At 57.9% G+C, this 21,285-nt stretch carries 24 protein-coding genes and 1 tRNA gene; 2 read left to right on the top strand and 23 right to left on the bottom strand.

Annotated elements, in window-relative coordinates:
• Positions 1–16: 16 nt before the first annotated feature.
• From hisS to trmJ, 16 genes are all read right to left on the bottom strand, one after another.
• The gene (gene hisS / locus PPTH39_RS08960) at positions 17–1,306 is read right to left on the bottom strand and encodes a histidine--tRNA ligase (RefSeq protein WP_095001465.1); all 1,290 of its coding nucleotides are present in this window, start codon (positions 1,304–1,306) and stop codon (positions 17–19) included.
• Between the two features lie 22 nt (positions 1,307–1,328).
• A complete protein-coding gene (ispG, locus tag PPTH39_RS08955; RefSeq protein WP_086795918.1) occupies positions 1,329–2,438 on the bottom strand; it encodes a flavodoxin-dependent (E)-4-hydroxy-3-methylbut-2-enyl-diphosphate synthase in 1,110 nt (369 codons plus the stop codon).
• 3 nt (positions 2,439–2,441) lie between these two features.
• A complete protein-coding gene (locus tag PPTH39_RS08950; RefSeq protein WP_130871883.1) occupies positions 2,442–3,437 on the bottom strand; it encodes a RodZ domain-containing protein in 996 nt (331 codons plus the stop codon).
• On the bottom strand, positions 3,437–4,195 hold the full coding sequence (pilW, locus tag PPTH39_RS08945) for a type IV pilus biogenesis/stability protein PilW (protein WP_130871882.1): 759 nt from the start codon (positions 4,193–4,195) through the stop codon (positions 3,437–3,439). Before pilW ends, PPTH39_RS08950 begins: the two co-directional genes overlap by 1 nt.
• A gap of 12 nt (positions 4,196–4,207) precedes the next feature.
• Positions 4,208–5,356: a dual-specificity RNA methyltransferase RlmN gene (gene rlmN / locus PPTH39_RS08940; protein ID WP_130871881.1), complete on the bottom strand. Its 1,149-nt coding sequence runs from the start codon at positions 5,354–5,356 to the stop codon at positions 4,208–4,210.
• Between the two features lie 28 nt (positions 5,357–5,384).
• The gene (ndk, locus tag PPTH39_RS08935) at positions 5,385–5,810 is read right to left on the bottom strand and encodes a nucleoside-diphosphate kinase (protein WP_016779608.1); all 426 of its coding nucleotides are present in this window, start codon (positions 5,808–5,810) and stop codon (positions 5,385–5,387) included.
• 94 nt (positions 5,811–5,904) lie between these two features.
• Complete coding sequence (gene iscX, locus PPTH39_RS08930) at positions 5,905–6,105, bottom strand: Fe-S cluster assembly protein IscX (RefSeq protein ID WP_016779607.1); 201 nt, start codon at positions 6,103–6,105, stop codon at positions 5,905–5,907.
• Between the two features lie 12 nt (positions 6,106–6,117).
• On the bottom strand, positions 6,118–6,459 hold the full coding sequence (gene fdx, locus PPTH39_RS08925; protein ID WP_003443365.1) for an ISC system 2Fe-2S type ferredoxin: 342 nt from the start codon (positions 6,457–6,459) through the stop codon (positions 6,118–6,120).
• A gap of 3 nt (positions 6,460–6,462) precedes the next feature.
• Positions 6,463–8,325 carry a Fe-S protein assembly chaperone HscA gene (hscA, locus tag PPTH39_RS08920; RefSeq protein WP_095018332.1) on the bottom strand — a complete coding sequence of 621 codons (1,863 nt, stop codon included), beginning with the start codon at positions 8,323–8,325 and terminating at the stop codon, positions 6,463–6,465.
• Between the two features lie 50 nt (positions 8,326–8,375).
• Positions 8,376–8,897, bottom strand: a complete 522-nt coding sequence (gene hscB / locus PPTH39_RS08915; RefSeq protein WP_095001470.1) for a co-chaperone HscB — start codon at positions 8,895–8,897, stop codon at positions 8,376–8,378.
• Positions 8,898–8,905: 8 nt separating this feature from the next.
• Positions 8,906–9,229 carry an iron-sulfur cluster assembly protein IscA gene (gene iscA / locus PPTH39_RS08910; protein ID WP_016779604.1) on the bottom strand — a complete coding sequence of 108 codons (324 nt, stop codon included), beginning with the start codon at positions 9,227–9,229 and terminating at the stop codon, positions 8,906–8,908.
• Positions 9,230–9,297: 68 nt separating this feature from the next.
• A complete protein-coding gene (iscU, locus tag PPTH39_RS08905; RefSeq protein WP_007929523.1) occupies positions 9,298–9,684 on the bottom strand; it encodes a Fe-S cluster assembly scaffold IscU in 387 nt (128 codons plus the stop codon).
• A gap of 96 nt (positions 9,685–9,780) precedes the next feature.
• Complete coding sequence (locus PPTH39_RS08900; RefSeq protein ID WP_019823684.1) at positions 9,781–10,995, bottom strand: IscS subfamily cysteine desulfurase; 1,215 nt, start codon at positions 10,993–10,995, stop codon at positions 9,781–9,783.
• Positions 10,996–11,044: 49 nt separating this feature from the next.
• Complete coding sequence (iscR, locus tag PPTH39_RS08895) at positions 11,045–11,536, bottom strand: Fe-S cluster assembly transcriptional regulator IscR (RefSeq protein ID WP_003443378.1); 492 nt, start codon at positions 11,534–11,536, stop codon at positions 11,045–11,047.
• Positions 11,537–11,787: 251 nt separating this feature from the next.
• Entirely contained in the window at positions 11,788–12,564 is a 777-nt protein-coding gene (gene cysE / locus PPTH39_RS08890) for a serine O-acetyltransferase (protein ID WP_095001471.1), read from the bottom strand.
• Positions 12,565–12,566: 2 nt separating this feature from the next.
• Complete coding sequence (gene trmJ / locus PPTH39_RS08885) at positions 12,567–13,337, bottom strand: tRNA (cytosine(32)/uridine(32)-2'-O)-methyltransferase TrmJ (RefSeq protein ID WP_095018331.1); 771 nt, start codon at positions 13,335–13,337, stop codon at positions 12,567–12,569.
• 144 nt (positions 13,338–13,481) lie between these two features.
• Between trmJ and suhB the strand changes: the two genes are divergently transcribed.
• Positions 13,482–14,297, top strand: coding sequence for a type III secretion system regulator SuhB (gene suhB / locus PPTH39_RS08880; protein ID WP_016779599.1), 816 nt, complete (start codon positions 13,482–13,484; stop codon positions 14,295–14,297).
• Between the two features lie 159 nt (positions 14,298–14,456).
• Here the strand turns inward: suhB and PPTH39_RS08875 are convergent, their stop codons facing one another.
• The 6 genes from PPTH39_RS08875 to queA all read right to left on the bottom strand — a co-directional run bounded on the left by PPTH39_RS08875 (position 14,457) and on the right by queA (position 20,531).
• Positions 14,457–14,984 carry a glycine zipper 2TM domain-containing protein gene (locus PPTH39_RS08875; RefSeq protein WP_095001472.1) on the bottom strand — a complete coding sequence of 176 codons (528 nt, stop codon included), beginning with the start codon at positions 14,982–14,984 and terminating at the stop codon, positions 14,457–14,459.
• A gap of 121 nt (positions 14,985–15,105) precedes the next feature.
• Positions 15,106–16,020: a protein translocase subunit SecF gene (secF, locus tag PPTH39_RS08870; protein WP_095001473.1), complete on the bottom strand. Its 915-nt coding sequence runs from the start codon at positions 16,018–16,020 to the stop codon at positions 15,106–15,108.
• Positions 16,021–16,029: 9 nt separating this feature from the next.
• Positions 16,030–17,898, bottom strand: coding sequence for a protein translocase subunit SecD (gene secD, locus PPTH39_RS08865; protein ID WP_095001474.1), 1,869 nt, complete (start codon positions 17,896–17,898; stop codon positions 16,030–16,032).
• 66 nt (positions 17,899–17,964) lie between these two features.
• Positions 17,965–18,300, bottom strand: a complete 336-nt coding sequence (gene yajC / locus PPTH39_RS08860) for a preprotein translocase subunit YajC (RefSeq protein ID WP_095001475.1) — start codon at positions 18,298–18,300, stop codon at positions 17,965–17,967.
• Between the two features lie 42 nt (positions 18,301–18,342).
• A complete protein-coding gene (gene tgt / locus PPTH39_RS08855) occupies positions 18,343–19,458 on the bottom strand; it encodes a tRNA guanosine(34) transglycosylase Tgt (protein WP_083369874.1) in 1,116 nt (371 codons plus the stop codon).
• A gap of 11 nt (positions 19,459–19,469) precedes the next feature.
• Positions 19,470–20,531, bottom strand: a complete 1,062-nt coding sequence (gene queA / locus PPTH39_RS08850; protein ID WP_095025428.1) for a tRNA preQ1(34) S-adenosylmethionine ribosyltransferase-isomerase QueA — start codon at positions 20,529–20,531, stop codon at positions 19,470–19,472.
• Positions 20,532–20,637: 106 nt separating this feature from the next.
• Between queA and PPTH39_RS08845 the strand changes: the two genes are divergently transcribed.
• Positions 20,638–20,722 (top strand) — tRNA-Leu (locus tag PPTH39_RS08845).
• A 147-nt stretch (positions 20,723–20,869) separates the two neighbouring features.
• Here PPTH39_RS08845 and PPTH39_RS08840 read toward each other — a convergent pair.
• On the bottom strand, positions 20,870–21,247 hold the full coding sequence (locus PPTH39_RS08840; RefSeq protein ID WP_130871880.1) for a hypothetical protein: 378 nt from the start codon (positions 21,245–21,247) through the stop codon (positions 20,870–20,872).
• Positions 21,248–21,285: the final 38 nt, after the last annotated feature.

Below are 21,285 nucleotides of genomic sequence, written 5' to 3'. Positions count from 1 at the left end.
CGGCTGTTTTGCAGCTTCAACCCTGCACGATGCAGGTGGCCAAGTGCTCGGCTAGAGCATCCCAGGCAATCGTTTGTTGTTCGCCCTGGCCACGCAGGGGTTTTACACCTACCACTTGCTGGGCCAATTCGTCGTCACCCAGGATCAGCGCAAACAGTGCACCGCTCTTGTCAGCCTTTTTGAACTGGCTTTTGAAGCTGCCCGCACCGGCATTGATCTGCAGGCGCAGGTTTGGCAGTTGATCACGAACGCGTTCGCTCAAAGCCAGGGCTGCCAGTTCGGCGGCTTCGCCGAAAGCACACAGGTAAACATCGACCTGACGTGCGATTTCTTCGGGGATCTGCTCAAGGGTTTCGAGCAGCAGGATCAGGCGCTCGATGCCCATGGCAAAACCGACACCGGCAGTAGGCTTGCCGCCCATCTGCTCGACCAGGCCATCATAACGACCGCCCGCACACACGGTGCCCTGGGCGCCCAGTTTGTCGGTTACCCATTCAAATACGGTCTTGCTGTAGTAGTCCAGGCCACGAACCAGCTTCGGGTTTATCGTGTACGGGATGCCGGCGGCATCGAGGCGAGCCTTGAGGCCCTCGAAATGCACGCGGGACTCTTCGTCCAGGTAGTCCACCAGTTTCGGTGCATCCACCAGAACCGCCTGGGTATCGGCGTTCTTGGTGTCGAGCACACGCAGCGGGTTGGACTTGAGGCGACGCTGGCTGTCTTCGTCAAGTTCGCTCAGACGCGAGGACAAATACTCGACCAGGGCGGCACGATAGCGCGCACGGGCTTCGCTGGTGCCCAGGCTGTTGAGTTCGAGCTTGACCGCATCGCGGATACCCAGCTCGCCCCACAGGCGCCAGGTCAGCACGATCAGTTCGGCATCGATGTCCGGACCATCGAGGTTGAACACCTCGACGCCAATCTGGTGGAACTGGCGATAACGGCCTTTTTGCGGGCGCTCGTGACGGAACATCGGGCCGATGTACCAGAGTTTTTGCACCTGGCCACCACCGGTGATGCCGTGCTCAAGCACCGCACGCACGCACGCCGCAGTTCCCTCAGGACGCAGCGTCAGCGAATCGCCGTTGCGGTCCTCGAAGGTGTACATCTCTTTTTCGACGATATCGGTCACTTCACCGATCGAGCGTTTGAACAGCTCGGTGAATTCGACGATTGGCATGCGGATCTGCTTGTAACCGTAGTTATCCAGCAAACGCGAAACCTTGCTCTCGAAGTAGCGCCACAGAGGCGTCTGCTCCGGCAGGATGTCGTTCATGCCACGAATGGCTTGCAAAGACTTGCTCACAATAAATCCTTTATTCGTCTGGTTAGCCGCGCGCGATAACGGCTGCGTCAGCTTCGACCTTTTCGGCCGCCTTCTGCCGGATCAGTCTTTCGAGCTCATCCACCAGATTGTCATTCGTCAGTTTCTGCGACGGCTTGCCGTCGATGTAAATCAGGTTGGGTGTACCACCGGTGAGCCCCACATGGGCTTCCTTGGCTTCGCCAGGGCCATTGACCACACAACCGATCACGGCAACATCCAGCGGCACCAGCAGGTCTTCGAGGCGAACTTCAAGTTCGTTCATGGTTTTCACCACGTCGAAGTTCTGCCGCGAGCAGCTCGGGCACGCGATAAAGTTGATGCCGCGCGAGCGCAGGTGCAAGGACTTGAGGATGTCGTAACCGACTTTTACTTCCTCAACCGGGTCTGCTGCCAGGGAGATGCGGATGGTATCGCCAATTCCTTCGGCGAGCAGCATACCTAGGCCCACGGCAGATTTCACTGTGCCTGAACGCAAACCACCGGCTTCGGTAATGCCCAGATGCAGCGGCTGGACGATTTCCTTGGCCAGCAGGCGGTAGGCTTCAACCGCCATAAACACGTCGGAGGCCTTTACGCTGACCTTGAAGTCCTTGAAATTCAGGCGTTCAAGGTGCTCAACGTGGCGCAGTGCCGATTCGACCAGGGCGGCAGGCGTCGGTTCGCCGTATTTTTTTTGCAGGTCTTTTTCCAGGGAACCGGCGTTGACGCCGATTCGGATCGGAATACCGCGATCGCGGGCTGCATCAACCACCGCCCGCACACGGTCTTCGCGACCGATGTTGCCCGGGTTGATGCGCAGGCAGTCCACACCCAACTCTGCAACGCGCAGGGCGATGCGGTAATCGAAGTGAATGTCGGCGACCAATGGCACCTTGACCAGTTGCTTGATCCGGCCAAAAGCCTCGGCTGCGTCCATATCCGGCACGGAAACCCGCACGATATCGACACCCGCAGCTTCCAGGCGGTTGATTTGCGCAACGGTTGCAGCGACGTCATTGGTGTCACTGTTGGTCATGCTCTGCACAGCAATAGGGGCATCGCCACCTACAGGTACATTACCGACCCAGATTTTGCGCGATTCGCGACGTTTGATTGGTGATTCGCCGTGCATGACTTATTGACCCAACTTCAGACGAGCAGTCTCGCCACTGGTGAAAGGAGCGACATCCACAGGCTGGCCGTTATAGCTGACCTGGGCACCGCGGGCATAGCCCAGGCGCAAGCTCAGGGGTGGCTTGCCGCTCACTTCTAGATTTTCGCCCTTGCGCTTCAAGCCACCAAACAGCACTTTGCCCGTGCCGTCGGTCACTTGAGTCCAGCAATCAGCGGTGTATTGCACGCTCACTTTGCCAGCACCGGCAACCGGGGCGGCAGTGTCGGGCGCAGGCGCGGTGGACGTAACAGGTGCCACTACTGGCGCAACTGGCGCAACTGGCGCAACAGCAGCAGGTACTGGCTGTACCGGAACGGCAACGGGTGCCTGGGGCTCGGCAGCGGGAGCACCCGGCAGTGCCAGTGCAGTGGTCGCGCCCTGCTCCGGCGCCGATTCGGCCGCCAGAGGTGTTTCGCCTTCGGCCTTGGCCTCGGCTACTGCCTGATCTTCAGGTTCGTCCAGCGGGTGGATGCGGGTTGTGCCGTCAGCCCCTTCGACTTCGACGTGTTCCGGAGCAAGACCAATCAGGTCCTTGGCGCGCATGGACGTCTGGTCTTGCCACCAGATAAAACCGCCTCCGACCACGGCGATCAACAGCAACAGGCTGACGATACGCAAAATGGTATGCGACACGCGCACCGGCTCTTCTATGCGACCCAGGCTGTGCACGTTGCTGCCGTTGGCATCAGTGCCGGTGTACAGGTCAAATTCACGCACAAGGGCGGCCTGGTCCATACCCAGCAATTTGGCATAGGCCCGGATATAGCCCCGGGCAAAGGTATGCCCAGGCAGTTTGTCGAACGCGCCCGTTTCAAGGTTGCTCAGGGAGCTGGCCGTGAGGTTGAGTTTCAAGGCGACTTCAGCCAGCGTCCAGCCATTGTTTTCACGGGCCTGACGCAGAGTCTCACCGGGATTGACACGAGTCGCTGCTAGAACTTCGGGTTGCGCCGCTTTCATCATTGCTCCGACAGGTATTGCTGATATTCCGGCGTGCCGGGATAGAGTCGTTTTAGTTGCTGGCCATGGTTGGCAGTTGGGGTGCGGTCATCGAAAACACTCGCCAGTCGCGCACCGAGCAATAGACTACGTGCATTTTGCCCGCTAAGCAGGCTAAAACGATCGTAAAAGTCACGCGCCGTTACATATTGTTTGTCCTGATAAGCCATCTCGGCCATTTCAAGCAACGCACGGGGTTGTCGAGGGTTCAGGCGCAGTGCTTTTTCAAGCTGCTGGCGCCCCGCTTCAGGTTGCCCCAACTCAAGTGACGTTATACCCAGATTTTCGTAGATGCGGGAGCGTTCCGGATAAAGGTTGTCTGCTGCCGCCTTTTGAAACTGCATGCTGGCCTCCTGATAGCGCTGACGCTCAAACAGGAAACTGCCGTAATTATTGAGGATCCGGGCATCAGCAGGCCGACCGTTCAACGCGGTACGGAATGCCTGCTCGGCCAGGGCAAACTCCATTTCGGCCTGAAACACCAAGGCCAGTGCGGCGTTGGTGTCCGGGTCGGTCTTGTCGAGCTCAAGGGCCTTGCGCAAAGGGACTTTGGCCTGCTCGGTCATCCCTTGCTGCAAATAGCCCAGACCCAGCTGAACATACGCCTGACGCGCCTCGTTACGCCCTTTGTCGCCAGCCATCGGGCTTGAATCGCCCGATGACACGCAGCCAGCCAAAAAGCTGACCAAAACGACCGGGAGCGCAGCGCGCAGGATCATGGATGTCCTCTCTCAGGGCGCAGAGGTAGCGTTTTGCGCTGTATCGGCGTCAGCACTGAGCTCACGCGCCGCGATCAGGCGCGAACTGCGGCGGGTACGGTCATTGACCTGACCTACCAGCTGCCCGCACGCCGCATCGATGTCTTCACCACGGGTGGTGCGCACGGTCACGTTGTAGCCAGCCTGCTGCAACAGCTCCTGGAAACGGCGAATGGCATTGTTGCTCGGGCGCTCATAGCCAGAATGCGGGAACGGATTGAACGGGATCAGGTTGATCTTGCACGGTGTGTCTTTAAGCAGCTCGATCATTTCGCGGGCGTGATCGACATGGTCGTTCACATCCTTGAGCAAGGTGTACTCAACGGTCAGCACGCGCTTTTCGCCCAGGGTCGCCATATAGCGACGGCAGGAATCAAGCAGCATGGCCAGCGGGTACTTCTTGTTGATCGGCACCAATTGACTACGCAGTTCGTCGTTAGGTGCGTGCAGCGACAATGCCAGCGAAACGTCAATGTGCTTGGCCAGCTCATCGATCATCGGCACCACGCCGGAGGTAGACAGGGTGACACGGCGCTTGGAGATGCCGTAGCCCAGGTCATCCATCATCAGGTGCATGGCAGAAATGACATTGTCGAAGTTCAGCAGCGGTTCGCCCATGCCCATCATCACCACGTTGGTGATGGCGCGGTCGATGGTTGCCGGAACGCTGCCAAAGGATTTGTTGGCGATCCACACCTGGCCGATCACTTCGGCGGCGGTGAGGTTGCTGTTGAAGCCTTGCTTGCCGGTGGAGCAGAAACTGCAGTCCAGGGCACAGCCAGCCTGGGACGAAACGCACAGGGTGCCACGTTTGCCCGAGGGAATATAAACGGTCTCGACGCAGCTGCCGGACTCTACGCGTACCACCCACTTACGGGTGCCATCGCTGGAGATGTCCTCGCTGACGACTTCGGGTCCACGAACCTCAGCAATGGCCTTGAGCTTGTCGCGCAAGGCCTTGCTGACGTTAGTCATGGCGTCGAAATCATCGACGCCAAAGTGGTGAATCCACTTCATGACCTGACCGGCACGGAAACGCTTCTCCCCGATTGAGTCGAAGAATTTCTCCATTTCCGGTTGAGTCAAACCCAACAGGTTGGTTTTGCCAGTCGTTGCAATCATGTCTTCACCCTCACTCACAAGCCAATACTTAGCGAGTGGTTACTTCAGTAGCTGCGAAAAAGTACGAGATTTCACGAGCAGCAGCGGCTTCAGAGTCGGAACCGTGAACAGCGTTTGCGTCGATGGATTCAGCGAAATCAGCACGAATAGTGCCGGCAGCTGCTTCTTTAGGGTTGGTAGCGCCCATCAGCTCGCGGTTCAGAGCGATAGCGTTTTCGCCTTCCAGAACCTGAACAACAACAGGACCGGAGATCATGAAAGCAACCAGGTCGCCGAAGAAGCCGCGCTCGCTGTGCTCAGCGTAGAAGCCTTCAGCTTCAGCTTTGGACAGTTGCTTCAGTTTGGAAGCTACAACCTTCAGGCCAGCGTCTTCGAAACGGGTAACGATCTTGCCGATAACGTTTTTAGCAACGGCGTCAGGCTTGATGATGGAGAAAGTACGTTGAACAGCCATGGTGTAACTCCAGAAACAGTGATTTAAGCGAAAAATTAAACCCGCGAATTATACGCGGGTTCTTGGGTATTGCATAATTACGTGCGTTGCAAGCTTAGTCGGCTTCTTCGATCCACAAACCCTGAATGGCTTCGAGCACCTTCTCTCCGCCGCGATCAGGGATATCGTCGAACTCCGGCAGCGCCATGACCAGATTGCGCAGCGTGACGAAATTCACCGAGAGCGGATCGACATCCGGGTGAGCTTCAGCCAGCTGGATCGCGATTTCCTGTACATCAACCCATTTAAGGCTCATGCCAATTCCTTATCAGTGCGGCGCTTCGGCAGCATGGTTGAGCGAGTATTTCGGAATCTCGACGGTGATGTCTTCAGTACCAACGCGGGCCTGACAGCTCAGGCGCGAAGTCGCTTCCAGACCCCATGCTCTATCAAGATAGTCCTCTTCCAGCTCGTCAGCTTCGTTCAACGAGTCGAAACCCTCGCGAATCACGCAATGACAAGTGGTGCAGGCACAAACACCACCGCAGGCACTTTCGATTTCAATGTGGTTGTCGTGGGCCACTTCGAGAATGGTCTTGCCGGTCTCAGCCTCTACAACCATACCGTCCGGGCAGTGCTCGGCGTGTGGCAGAAAAATGATCTGCGGCATCAGTTATTCCTCGATTTCATTCAGGTTGCGACCCGACAAAGCGGCCTTGACGGTCAAGTCCATGCGACGGGCTGCAAAGGCATCGGTCACTTGCGACAGACGCTTGGTCTGCTGCTCGATGGCGTAACCATCGGTGCCTTTCAACAATTCGGACAGTTCCTGCATCTGCAGCTCGATCACCATGCGCTCTTCGGCATCCAGCAAACGCTCGCCATCGACTTCGAGGGCTGCTTGCACGGCCTCGATCAGACGCTGGGCATCCACCTGCTGCTCGCGCAATACGCGGGCGACCTTGTCGTCGCTGGCGTACTGGAACGAATCCTTGAGCATTTTGGCGATTTCGCCGTCGGTCAGGCCGTAGGAAGGCTTGACCTGGATATTGGCTTCAACACCTGAACCCAGCTCGCGGGCCGACACGCTGAGCAAACCGTCGGCATCGACCTGGAAGGTCACGCGAATTTTTGCGGCACCGGCCACCATCGGCGGGATGCCACGCAATTCAAAGCGCGCCAGGGAGCGGCAATCGCTGATCAGCTCGCGCTCACCCTGCAGCACATGAATCATCATGGCCGTCTGACCATCTTTATAGGTGGTGAAGTCCTGCGCGCGCGCCACCGGAATCGTGGTGTTGCGCGGAATAACCTTTTCCATCAAGCCACCCATGGTCTCCAGACCAAGGGACAACGGAATCACATCAAGCAGAAGCAGCTCGCCGCCATCGCGCTTGTTGCCGGCCAGGGTATCGGCCTGGATCGCAGCACCAATGGCAACCACTTGATCCGGGTCGATATCGGTCAGGGGCTCGCGACCAAACATCTGAGCCACCGCTTCACGCACACGAGGTACACGGGTCGAACCACCCACCATGACGACGGCCTGGACGTCTTCAATCTCGATATTGGCGTCGCGCACAGCACGGCGACAAGCCTTGAGGCTGCGCGCAACCATTGGCTCGATCATGGCGTCGAAGGCTTCACGGGTCAGCTCGGACTGCCAGCCACCAAAGGCAACCGTCACCGAGGACGCATCGGTCAGCGCTTCTTTTGCAGCGCAGGCAGCCTGCAGCAAGGTGCGCTGCGTGCCTGGATCAAGGTCGGCAGACAATCCGGCCTGCTCGACCATCCAGCTGGCAATCGCATGATCGAAGTCATCGCCACCCAGCGCGCTGTCGCCGCCGGTAGCCAAGACTTCAAACACACCGCCGGTCAGGCGCAGGATCGAGATATCGAACGTACCCCCACCAAGATCATAGATAGCCACCACGCCTTCAGCCGACTGGTCCAGGCCATAGGCCACGGCGGCCGCTGTCGGCTCATTGAGCAGGCGCAGCACATTCAGACCAGCCAGTTTGGCCGCGTCTTTAGTGGCCTGGCGCTGAGCGTCATCGAAATAGGCCGGGACCGTAATCACCGCCCCCACCAATTCACCACCCAGGGTCTTTTCGGCGCGCTCACGCAGCACCTTCAAGATTTCGGCAGACACTTCAACCGGGCTTTTAGGGCCTTGCACCGTGTCAATAAACGGCATGTGCGACTCACCGCCGACAAAGCGGTAAGGCAACTGCTCGCCCAACTGCTTGACGTCGGACAGACCACGTCCCATCAAGCGTTTGACCGACAGCACGGTATTGAACGGGTCGCTGGAGGCTGCCAGACGTGCCGACTCGCCTACCTCGACGCGATCAGCGTGATAGCGCACGGCAGACGGCAAAATGACATTGCCATTGGCGTCGGCCAGAGGCTCGGAAAGGCCGCTGCGTAAAGCAGCGACCAGCGAATTGGTAGTGCCCAAGTCGATCCCCACAGCCAGACGTCGCTGGTGCGGTTGAGGACTTTGGCCGGGTTCGGCGATCTGCAGTAGGGCCATCGTAATCAGGACTTATCTGTAATCAGGCGTGCCATCAGGGAAGCACGGAGTTAATCGTCGAGGCGCTCTTCTAGCTGGCGCACTTCGTAAGTTAGCTTGTCGAGGAACTGCATGCGGCGCATCAGGCGTTCAGCCTGCTCACGCTGCGCAGCATCATCCCAACACGCTGCGAAGCTGTCGTTCAGGTGTTCCTGAGCGACTTTCAGTCGACGCTTGAATGCTGCAATACCGGCCATATCGGCGCTGTCATGCAAATCTTCAAGTTCTTCGCGCCACTGCATCTGCTGCATCAGGAACTCGGGATCGTGCACCGTGACTTCCAGCGGCAACTCGCCCCCCTTCAGCGCAAGCAGGTAACGCGCACGCTTGGCAGGGCTTTTGAGCGTCTGGTAGGCCTCATTGAGGCTGGCGGACTGCTCCAGCGCCAGGCGCTGCTCGCGCTCGGAAGCATCGGCAAACCGATCCGGGTGAACACCACGCGCCAGCTCTCGATAGCGCACAGCCAGCTGATCGAGGTCCAAATTGAAACCCGGTTGCAGCTCAAACAAAGCAAAATGACAAGGAGTACCCACGATCAGCCTCAGATATTGAAGCTTTCGCCGCAGCCACATTCACCGCGCACGTTAGGGTTATTGAACTTGAAGCCCTCATTGAGGCCTTCCTTGACGAAATCCAGTTCGGTGCCGTCAAGATAGGTCAGGCTTTTCGGATCAATGATCACTTTTTCGCCATGGGTTTCGAAGACCTGGTCTTCTTCACCTACTTCATCGACAAACTCCAGCACATAGGCAAGACCGGAACAGCCCGTGGTGCGAACACCCAGACGAATCCCCTCACCTTTGCCGCGCCCATCAAGGGAGCGGCGAATGTGTCGCGCAGCCGCTTCTGTCATGCTGATAGCCATCGTGACTCCTTACCTTTTGCCAGTTTCTTCACCTTGCCTGCGCCACTTGCGGGCGCAAGCAGTACGGATCAGATCAAACCTTTCTTCTGCTTGTAATCGCGAACAGCAGCCTTGATGGCGTCTTCAGCGAGTACCGAGCAGTGAATTTTTACCGGCGGCAAAGCCAGTTCTTCAGCCAGCTGAGTGTTCTTGATGGTCTCTGCTTCATCCAGAGTCTTGCCTTTCATCCACTCGGTCGCCAGGGAGCTGGAAGCGATTGCCGAACCGCAACCATAGGTCTTGAACTTGGCATCTTCAATGATGCCCTGCTCGTTGACCTTGATTTGCAGGCGCATTACGTCGCCGCACGCAGGGGCGCCGACCATGCCGGTGCCGACATCCGGGTCTTCCGCGTTCATCTTGCCGACGTTGCGCGGGTTTTCGTAGTGGTCGATGACCTTTTCGCTGTAAGCCATGGTACTAATCCTCACTCATCAGAGAGTCGCTCTTGAGACGCTGTAAAAGCTGCTGTTCGCTGCGCTTACAGCGTCTACTTACGGCGACTTAAATTGTTAGTGCGCCGCCCATTCGATTTTCGAGATGTCGATGCCGTCTTTGTACATGTCCCACAGCGGCGACAGGGCGCGCAGCTTGGTAACAGCCTCGCAAACCTTCTGCGCGGCGTAATCGATTTCTTCTTCGGTGGTGAAACGGCCGAAGGTAAAGCGGATGGAGCTGTGAGCCAGCTCGTCATTGCGGCCCAGGGCGCGCAATACGTAGGACGGCTCGAGGGAAGCAGAAGTACAGGCCGAACCGGACGACACAGCCAGATCCTTGAGCGCCATGATCAGCGACTCGCCTTCAACGTAGTTGAAGCTCAGGTTCAGGTTGTGCGGAACGCGGTGGACCATGCTGCCATTGACGTACAGTTCTTCAAGGTGTTCAACCTGCTTGAAGAAACGGTCGCTCAACGCCTTGATACGGATGTTCTCTGCAGCCATTTCTTCTTTGGCGATCTGGAACGCTTCGCCCATGCCCACGATCTGGTGGGTGGCCAGGGTACCCGAACGCATGCCGCGCTCGTGACCGCCGCCGTGCATGGCTGCTTCAATACGCACCCGAGGCTTGCGGCTTACGTACAGTGCGCCGATGCCTTTAGGGCCGTAGGTTTTGTGCGCCGAGAACGACATCATGTCGACCTTCAGCTTGGCCAGGTCGATTTCAACCTTGCCGGTGGACTGTGCCGCATCGACATGGAACAACACGCCGCGCGAGCGAGTCAGCTCACCAATGGCAGCGATATCGTTGATGGTGCCGATTTCGTTGTTCACGTGCATGATCGAAACCAGGATGGTGTCGTCGCGCATCGCGGCTTCAACCATGGCCGGCGTTACCAGGCCATCGGTGCCCGGCTCGATATAGGTCACCTCAAAGCCTTCACGCTCAAGCTGACGCATGGTGTCGAGAACGGCCTTGTGCTCAATCTTGTCGGTGATCAGGTGCTTGCCCTTGGTGGCATAGAAGTGCGCTGCACCTTTGATTGCCAGGTTGTTGGCCTCGGTCGCACCGGAGGTCCAGACAATTTCACGGGGGTCAGCGTTAACCAGGTCAGCAACCTGACGACGCCCGTTCTCAACCGCTTCTTCAGCTTTCCAGCCGAACACGTGAGAGCGCGAAGCCGGGTTACCGAAGTTCCCGTCAACCAGCAAGCAGTCGCTCATTTTTTGAGCAACACGCGGATCAACCGGGGTAGTGGCTGAGTAATCGAGGTAAATTGGCAACTTCATGGACTATCTCCTAAATCAGGCTGGCTGGCGCACCGTCGTTTTTATGCAATCACTCGACGGCGGACGCTTCGATCTTATCCAGGTGCGGCGCCTTGCCATTACAGCGGCGCTGATCCTGACGCTGGGCTACTTCTTGTACCTCACGGCGAGTGACAAGGTCAGCCAAGCTGATACCGCTGAGAAAATCGTGTATTTGCAGGCTGAGGTCGCACCACAGGTGGTGGGTCAGGCAGGTGTCGCCGGCATGGCAGTCGCCAAGGCCCTGGCAACGCGTGGCATCGACGGACTCGTTCACGGCATCGATCACCTGAGCTACCTGGATGCCCTGCATGTCGCGTGACAGCTGATAGCCGCCACCCGGGCCACGCACACTGGAAACCAGGCTGCTGCGGCGCAATTTGGCAAACAGTTGCTCAAGGTAGGAAAGCGAGATGCCTTGGCGCTCGGAAATATCGGCCAGGGACACCGGCCCGTGCTGTGCGTGCAACGCCAAATCGAGCATTGCAGTTACGGCGTAACGGCCTTTTGTAGTCAGTCTCATGGACAGGTACCACGGAATTCGGAATGGAAGCGAGTATGCTATTCCCGACTATTTAAGTCAACTATTAGACCTAGTACTTTAGTCGGGATTACCCGCAAAAGAGCGCGCGCATTGTAGCAGGGTCTGCGGCGTAATGGCACATGACACACATCTTGTGGGAGCGGGTTTGCTCGCGATGCCGGCAGCTCGACCAGCCTCAAAGACTGCAGCGCCAGCATCGCGAGCAGGCTCGCTCCCACAGCACCCAGAATCTAGACCGCCGTGCTTTCGTCCTTGCCCTTGACGCAGGCGAAGTCTTCTTCGCGCAGCTCAGGCAGCTCTTTCGCACAGTAAGGACTGCCCAAATCCTTGAGCGCGCCACACATACCATCCAGCTTGCCATCGACCGCCTGCAGATGATCCAGCAACTGGCCAATGGCCCGCGCCACCGGATCCGGCATATCTTCACTGACACCGTATGCGTCAAAACCGATTTTCTCAGCCATTGCCTTGCGCTTGGCCTCGGTTTCATCGTCATTCTTGATAATGATGCGCCCCGGAATACCCACTACGGTCGCGCCCGGCGGCACAGCCTTGGTCACAACCGCATTGGAACCGACCTTGGCCCCCGCCCCGACAGTGAACGGCCCCAACACCTTGGCGCCCGCCCCTACCACGACACCATTTTCCAGAGTGGGGTGGCGCTTGCCCTTGTTCCAGCTCGTACCCCCCAGGGTCACACCCTGATACAGGGTCACGTCATCCCCGATTTCGGCGGTTTCACCAATCACGATACCCATCCCGTGATCAATAAAGAAACGACGCCCGACCTTGGCCCCCGGGTGAATTTCAATCCCGGTCAGCCAGCGCCCGAAGTTGGACACCAGACGAGCCAGCCACTTCCAGCCAGCCTGCCACAACAGCGCCGACAAGCGGTGAATCCAGATCGCATGCATCCCCGGGTAGCACGTCAGCACTTCAAAAGCATTACGGGCTGCAGGATCACGGTGAAACACACTTTGGATATCTTCACGCAGACGCTCGAACATCATTAATCCTTGCGCTTGAGCAGCTCGCCACGGGCTGCTTTTTGGGTTTCGGTGAGAATGCCACGCAAAATATTCATCTCGGCACGACTGACAGCACTGCGACCGTAGAGCCGACGCAGACGCGCCATGAGGTGGCGCGGCTTTTCCGGGTCCATGAATTCGATGGCTACCAGGGTTTGCTCCAGATGCTCATAAAAGCGCTCCAGCTCATCCATGGTGGCCAGCTCGCCACTTTTGGTGGACGCCACCTCTTCTTTCTCGATCTTGCTCGGCTGCCCCTGGGCCGCCAGCCAGGCCATGCGGATCTCGTAGCTGAGCACCTGCACGGCCGCGCCGAGGTTCAGGGAACTGAATTCGGGATCAGAGGGGATATGCACATGGAAGTGACAACGCTGCAACTCGTCATTGGTCAGACCGGAGTCTTCACGACCGAACACCAGCGCGATTTCCGCACCCTGGGCCGCCTCTGCAACCACTTTCTGCCCGCACTCGCGCGGATCCAGCAGCGGCCAGGGGATACGACGGTCGCGGGCACTGGTACCCAGCACCAGATTGCAGCCCACCAGGGCATCTTCAAGGGTCGCGACAACCTGTGCATTTTCCAGAATGTCACCGGCGCCCGAGGCGCGCGCGTCGGCCTCATGGTGCGGGAACACCCTCGGCTCAACCAGAACCAGCCGCGACAACCCCATGTTTTTCATGGCACGCGCAGCACCGCCGATGTTCCCGGGATGGCTGGTATTGACCAGAACGACACGAATATTAGGCAGCAAAGGAAGCGCTCACAGACCAGCAAAAGGGAGCAAATCTTACCTAAGCAAAACGTCATAAGCTACGAAAGCTAACGCAAACCTTCATCTACCAAAGTTTTCTGATAGAATATTCGGCTTTCTTTAACAACCTTAGGTGAAACGTCCATGCAGCCCATGCTGAATATCGCGCTGCGCGCCGCCCGCAGCGCCAGTGAATTGATTTTCCGCTCCATCGAGCGCCTGGATACCATCAAGGTTGACGAAAAAGACGCCAAGGATTACGTCTCTGAAGTCGATCGTGCTGCTGAACAGAAAATCATCGACGCCCTGCGCAAGGCTTACCCGACGCACGGCATCCTCGGTGAAGAAACCGGCATGCACCCAGGCAGCGGTGAAGGTGAAGACTACCTGTGGATCATTGACCCACTGGATGGCACCACCAACTTCCTGCGCGGCGTTCCACACTTCGCCGTCAGCATCGCCTGCAAATACCGCGGCCGCCTTGAGCACGCAGTGGTTCTTGACCCGGTTCGCCAGGAAGAATTCACCGCCAGCCGTGGCCGTGGCGCCCAACTGAACGGTCGCCGCCTGCGTGTTAGCGGTCGTACCAGCCTGGAAGGCGCCCTGCTGGGTACCGGGTTCCCGTTCCGTGACAACCAGATGGACAACCTGGACAACTACCTGGGCATGTTCCGCAGCCTGGTTGGCCAGACTGCCGGTATCCGTCGCGCAGGCGCTGCCAGCCTGGATCTGGCCTACGTGGCTGCAGGTCGTTTCGATGCATTCTGGGAGTCGGGCCTGTCCGAGTGGGACATGGCTGCAGGCGCACTGCTGATTCAAGAAGCAGGCGGCCTGGTCAGCGACTTTACCGGTAGCCACGATTTCCTTGAAAAAGGTCATATCGTTGCCGGTAACACCAAGTGCTTCAAAGCTGTCCTGACTGCAATCCAGCCTCACCTGCCAACCTCGCTGAAACGCTAAGCGAATACCGCAGACAAAAAAAGCACCCTTCGGGGTGCTTTTTTTTGGCCTTGCAATTACCCCACCCTGTGGGAGCGGGCTTGCCCGCGATAGCATCACCGCGATTTGCCTGACAGACCGCGCTGCCTGCATCGCGAGCAAGCCCGCTCCCACAAGAATTTAATTCAGGATCAGCTTGCCTTCCTTGTCCACGGCAATTTCATTGCCCGGTTCGTGATCCATACGCACCTTGCCTTCCTTGCCATTGAGCGAATAGCGCACGTCATAGCCGACGACCTTGCTGCTGATGTCATTGACCGTGTTGCAACGCGTCTGGGTCGTGGTGTAGGTATCACGCTCCTGCATGCCTTCCTGCACCTTGTTACCGGCATAACCGCCACCCACCGCACCGGCAACCGTCGCGATCTTTTTGCCGTTACCGCCGCCCACCTGATTACCCAGCAAGCCGCCGGCGACAGCACCAATCACGCTGCCGACAATCTGATGCTGATCCTTGACCGGCGCCTGACGCGTCACAGTCACATCCTTGCACACCTCACGCGGCGTTTTGATCTGCTGGTTGACCGGCACAACGGCCAGCACCTGCGCAGACTCAGGGCCTTTCACCAAGCTGTAAGTGGCAAAAGCACCACCGGCTGTAACACCGACAGCACCCAGTACAGCACCCACCAGCAATGACTTGTTCACGTGAACCTCCAGACCATCTTAAGTGGGAACAGTCCCACACCAATCCTGGAGTTGGAGCACAAAAAAAGGCGCGAGTTCAATAACTCGCGCCTTTTAGGTGACAGTCGTCGATAACTATTGGTTATGGACGATCATCGACTTCCTTCTCACTCGCCGCAGGCGGGATCAGATCCTCTGCACTGAGATTCAGCCAGATCAGCACCACGTTGGCGATGTAGATCGACGAATAAGTACCCGCCAGAACACCCACGAACAGGGCAATCGAGAAGCCCCACAGGTTGTCGCCACCGAAAATCAGCAATGCGGCAATGGCCAGCAAGGTGGAGATCGATGTCGCCATGGTGCGCAGCAAGGTTTGCGTGGTCGAGATGTTGATGTTGTCGATCAGGCTGGCCTTGCGCAGAACCCGGAAGTTCTCGCGCACCCGGTCAAATACCACAATGGTGTCGTTGAGCGAGTAACCGATGATCGCCAGCACCGCCGCCAATACCGTCAGGTCGAAGGTGATCTGGAACCACGACAGCACGCCCATGGTCACGATCACGTCGTGAACCAGGGACACGATCGCGCCGACAGCGAACTTCCACTGAAAGCGGAAGGCCAGGTAAAGCATGATGCCGCCCAGCGCCATCAGCATGCCGAGGCCGCCCTGGTCGCGCAGCTCTTCACCCACCTGCGGGCCAACGAACTCGACGCGCTTGATCACCGCCGGATTGCTGGTATCTGCCTGACCCAGCGCAGCCGCTACCTTGTTGCCCAGCAACGGATCATCGCCGGGCATACGCACCAGCAAGTCGGTCGTCGCACCAAAGCTCTGCACCACGGCATCGTGGAAGCCGGCCGAAACCAGTTCGTTACGCACCTTGGTCAGATCAGCCGGCTTCTCGTAGGTCAGCTCGATAAGCGTACCGCCGGTGAAGTCCAGGCCGTAGTTCATGCCCTTGTGGAACATGCTGAACAAGGCCAGCACGGTAAGCAGTACAGTGACGCCGAACGCTACGTTGCGAACGCCCATGAAGTTGATTGTACGTAACATGGCAGCCCCTTAAATCCACAACTTCTTGAAGTCCCGACCGCCATACACCAGGTTGACCAGTGCGCGGGTGACCATAATGGCCGTGAACATCGAGGTAAAGATACCCAGCGACATGGTCACCGCAAAGCCTTTAACCGGCCCGGTACCCATGGCGAAGAGGATCCCGCCGACCAGCAGGGTTGTCAGGTTGGAGTCAACGATGGCGGTAAAGGCACGGTTGAAACCTTCGTTGATCGCCCGCTGCGGTGTCATGCCATTGGCCAGCTCTTCACGTATACGCGAGAAGATCAGTACGTTGGCATCGACCGCCATACCCATCGTCAACACGATACCGGCAATGCCCGGCAGGGTCAGGGTTGCACCCAGCACCGACATCAGCGCCAGCAGCAAGACCATGTTGCCCGCCAGTGCCACCGTCGCGATCACACCGAAGAAACGGTAGATGGCGATGATGAAGATCGACACGAACAACATGCCCCACAGCGATGCATCGACACCCTTGGTAATGTTGTCAGCACCCAGGCTCGGGCCAATGGTGCGCTCTTCAGCGAAGTACATTGGAGCGGCCAGACCACCGGCACGCAACAGCAGTGCCAGCTCGGAAGCCTCACCCTGGCCATTCAGACCGGTAATCCGGAACTGACTGCCCAGCGGCGACTGGATGGTCGCCAGGCTGATGATCTTCTTCTCTTCTTTGAACGACTGAACCGGTACGTCCTTCTCGACACCGTCAACCACTTGCTTGGTGTAAGTCGTCACCGGCTTCTGCTCGATGAAGATTACCGCCATGCTGCGACCAACGTTGCTGCGCGTCGAACGACTCATCAGCTCGCCACCGTGACCATCAAGCTTGATGTTCACTTGTGGCCGGCCGTGCTCATCAAAGCCTGCCTGAGCATCGGTTACTTGGTCACCGGTGATGATCAGACCACGCTCGATTTGCGCGCCAGGACGGTTACCTTCACGGAACTCGAAAGTTTCGGACGTCGCTTTGGAAGCGCCCGGCTCGGCCGCCAGACGGAACTCAAGGTTGGCCGTCTTGCCCAGGATACGCTTGGCTTCGGCGGTGTCTTGCACGCCCGGCAGCTCAACCACGATGCGGTTGGCACCCTGACGCTGAACCAGAGGCTCGGCAACACCCAACTCGTTGACCCGGTTACGGACGGTTGTCAGGTTTTGCTTGATGGAATATTCACGGATTTCCGCCAGCTTGGCCGGGGTCATCGCCAGACGCAGAACCGGCTGACCGTTCAGGTCTGCAGCGGTAATGTCGAAATCATTGAAGCTTTTACGGATCAGGCTACGCGCTTGCTCACGGACAGCTTCATCAGTGAAGCCCAACTGAATGGCACCGTTGAGTTGCGGCAGGCTGCGATAACGCACTTTTTCTTTACGCAACAGGCTTTTGACATCGCTCTCGTACACTTTCATGCGTGCATCGACAGCTTTGTCCATGTCCACTTCCAGCAGGAAGTGCACACCGCCCGACAAGTCCAGACCCAGTTTCATCGGGTGAGCACCCAGACTGCGCAACCATTGTGGCGTGGTCTGTGCCAGGTTGAGCGCTACGACATAATCGTCACCCAGAGCCTTGCGTACAACATCCTTGGCTGGCAACTGGTCGTCTTTCTTGACCAGGCGCAGCAAACCACCTTTGCCGTTCTGGGCCAGGGAAGCACCCTTGACTTCAATGCCTGCATCCGTCAGCGCCTTGCTTGCGCGATCCAGATCAGCTTGAGTGACCTGCAGGGCCGTGCTCGCACCCGACACTTGAATGGCCGGATCATCAGGGTACAGATTGGGAGCGGAATAAATAAAACCGATCGCCAGCACTGCCAGGATCAGTATGTATTTCCACAGAGGGTATTTGTTCAGCATCAATCACGCCGCCCGCTTAAAACGCGGGGCGCCTTGCGCGCCCCGTCGATTGTTGAAAGTTGAAACTTAGATCGCTTTCAGCGTGCCTTTAGGCAACGTGGCTGCAACCGAGCCTTTCTGAATTTTCAGCTCGACAGTGTCAGACACTTCGATGACAACAAAAGCATCGGAAACCTTGACGATTTTGCCGGCGATGCCGCCAGTGGTCACGATTTCGTCGCCTTTTTGCAGGTTACCCAACAGGGCTTTCTGCTCTTTAGCGCGCTTGGCCTGTGGACGCCAGATCATCAGGTAGAAGATGACCAGGAAGCCGACCAGGAAGATCCATTCAAAACCGCCACCCATTGGGGCAGCAGCAGGTGCAGCAGCGTCCGCGAAAGCGGAAGAGATGAAAAAGCTCATTAAGCACTCCAGTTGCAATGTTGTTTCTTAAAGGTCCGAAACTCAGTCCAAGGGCGGCACAGGCAGCCCGCGCTTGGCATAGAAGGCGTCGACAAAGGTGGCCAATGTACCCTGTTGAATAGCCTCGCGCAAACCAGCCATGAGCACCTGATAGTGGCGCAAATTATGGATGGTATTGAGCATGCTACCCAGCATTTCGCCGCACTTGTCCAGGTGATGCAGATAAGCGCGGGAGAAGTTCTGGCAGGTGTAGCAATCGCAGGTCGGATCCAGCGGCGAATCATCATGGCGATGGAACGCGTTGCGGATCTTGATGACACCCGTGTCGATAAACAGATGCCCATTGCGGGCATTGCGGGTTGGCATCACGCAATCGAACATGTCCACACCGCGGCGCACACCCTCAACGAGATCTTCCGGCTTGCCAACCCCCATAAGGTAACGAGGTTTGTCAGCAGGCATCATCGCCGGCAGGTAATCCAGCACCTTGATCATTTCGTGCTTGGGCTCGCCTACCGACAAACCGCCGATGGCCAGGCCGTCGAAGCCGATCTTGTTCAGGCCTTCGAGCGAGCGCTCGCGCAGGTTCTGGTGCATGCCGCCCTGAACGATACCGAACAGTGCCGCCGTGTTGTCGCCATGGGCATTCTTGGAGCGCTGCGCCCAGCGCAACGACAGCTCCATGGAGACACGGGCAGTGTCTTCATCGGCCGGGTACGGGGTGCATTCGTCGAAAATCATCACCACGTCAGAGCCCAGATCGCGCTGGACCTGCATCGACTCTTCGGGGCCCATGAACACCTTGGCACCATCTACCGGCGAAGCGAAGGTCACACCTTCTTCCTTGATCTTGCGCATGGCGCCCAGGCTGAACACCTGGAAACCGCCGGAGTCGGTCAGGATCGGGCCCTGCCACTTCATGAAATCGTGCAGGTCGCCGTGTTTTTTGATGACTTCAGTGCCTGGGCGCAGCCACAGGTGGAAGGTATTGCCCAAAATCATCTGCGCGCCGATCGCTTCGATATCGCGGGGCAGCATGCCCTTGACCGTACCGTAAGTACCGACCGGCATGAACGCTGGGGTTTCAACCACACCACGGGGGAAGGTCAAACGACCGCGACGAGCCTTGCCATCAGTGGCCAGCAGCTCGAAGGACATACGACAGTTGCTCATGCTTGATCCTCTGGGGCCGGGGCTGGAGCCGTCGGCGCAGGATTGCGGGTGATGAACATTGCATCACCGTAACTAAAGAAGCGGTACCCATGCTCAACCGCAGCCTTGTAGGCCGCCATGGTTTCGGGATAACCGGCGAATGCCGAAACCAGCATCAGCAGCGTGGATTCCGGCAGATGGAAATTGGTCACCAGCGCGTCAACCACATGAAAGGGTCGACCGGGGAAGATAAAGATATCGGTATCGCCACTGAACGGCTTGAGCACGCCATCACGCGCGGCACTTTCCAGCGAACGCACGCTGGTGGTACCCACGGCGATCACCCGCCCGCCGCGCGCACGGCATGCAGCCACGGCATCGACCACATCCTGGCCCACTTCGAGCCACTCGGTGTGCATATGGTGATCTTCAAGACGCTCGACCCGCACCGGCTGGAATGTACCCGCGCCCACGTGCAAGGTCACGAATGCCGTCTCGACGCCTTTGGCGGCGATGGCCTGCATCAGCGGCTCATCAAAGTGCAGCCCTGCCGTTGGCGCCGCGACGGCACCCAGGCGCTGGGCGTAGACCGTTTGATAGCGCTCGCGGTCCGAACCTTCGTCCGGGCGGTCGATATAGGGCGGCAATGGCATATGCCCGACACGGTCCAGCAGCGGCAATACCTCTTCGGCAAAGCCCAGCTCGAACAACGCATCGTGACGCGCCAGCATCTCGGCTTCGCCACCGCCATCAATCAGGATCTTCGACCCGGGTTTTGGCGACTTGCTGGAACGCACATGGGCCAGCACGCGGTGGCTGTCGAGCACCCGCTCAACCAGAATTTCCAGCTTGCCGCCCGAGGCCTTCTGGCCAAACAGACGGGCCGGAATCACCCGGGTATTGTTAAACACCATCAAATCGCCCGGACGCAAATGTTCAAGCAAATCAGTGAATTGACGATGTGCCAGTACGCCGCTCTCCCCGTCCAGGGTCAGCAGGCGACTGTTGCGGCGCTCCGCCAAAGGATGGCGTGCGATGAGCGAATCAGGGAGTTCGAAAGTAAAGTCAGCAACGCGCATGATAGGTTTCGTCTAGCAGGGCCGGGGAGTTTAACGGACTTGGCAAAAATAGACCAATAAGTTGTTGACCGACCTAAACCTCATCTCTATACTTCGCCGCCATTGAGCCCTGATGGCGGAATTGGTAGACGCGGCGGATTCAAAATCCGTTTTCGAAAGAAGTGGGAGTTCGATTCTCCCTCGGGGCACCAAACATAGATTCAAGGTGCCGCTCAATGCACCCTGGATACACAGAGAAACCGGCCACCGCGCCGGTTTTTTTGTGCCTGCGATTTGTCCCGCCCGGGCTGACCTGCTTGCCCTCAGCCCGTACCCCCATCACCCACAGGTTATGGCGCTCAAGATTGCGGAACGCGCTCGATATAGGATTTGAAGCACTGCCCCTTCACCTTGTTGCTGAACTTTTCTGCAGCAGCCCATTTTTTTTCTTTTGTATCTTCTATCGGGTATGCCTGGGCATCGCGCACAAACAGCACGCGCATCTTCCTGGTGATGTCTGAAGGCTCATGGTAGGCATCGTAGACATAATCTACGGGCCTGCCCTCCTGTCGACTCAACATGATTGAGGCCGCATCAAGTGCCCAGCCGTCGCAATAAGACACTTCGCCGTTACTGAACTGGATAACGCCGTCCTTCATGGTCCAGGCCCCGGCTCCGCCCGCTGCGAGCAAGCCCATTGCAGCTACCAGGGCTGACGCTGTCTTGCGCATGTTCATCTTCCTTCCCTGAAAAAACCGGAGGGTATCACCGCATC

Origin of the sequence: Pseudomonas bubulae (assembly GCF_900618535.1) — a bacterium.
In the GTDB taxonomy this organism is placed as follows: domain Bacteria; phylum Pseudomonadota; class Gammaproteobacteria; order Pseudomonadales; family Pseudomonadaceae; genus Aquipseudomonas; species Aquipseudomonas bubulae.
Note: the sequence above shows the minus strand (reverse complement) of the source record. Positions and strands in the feature narration are given on the sequence as shown.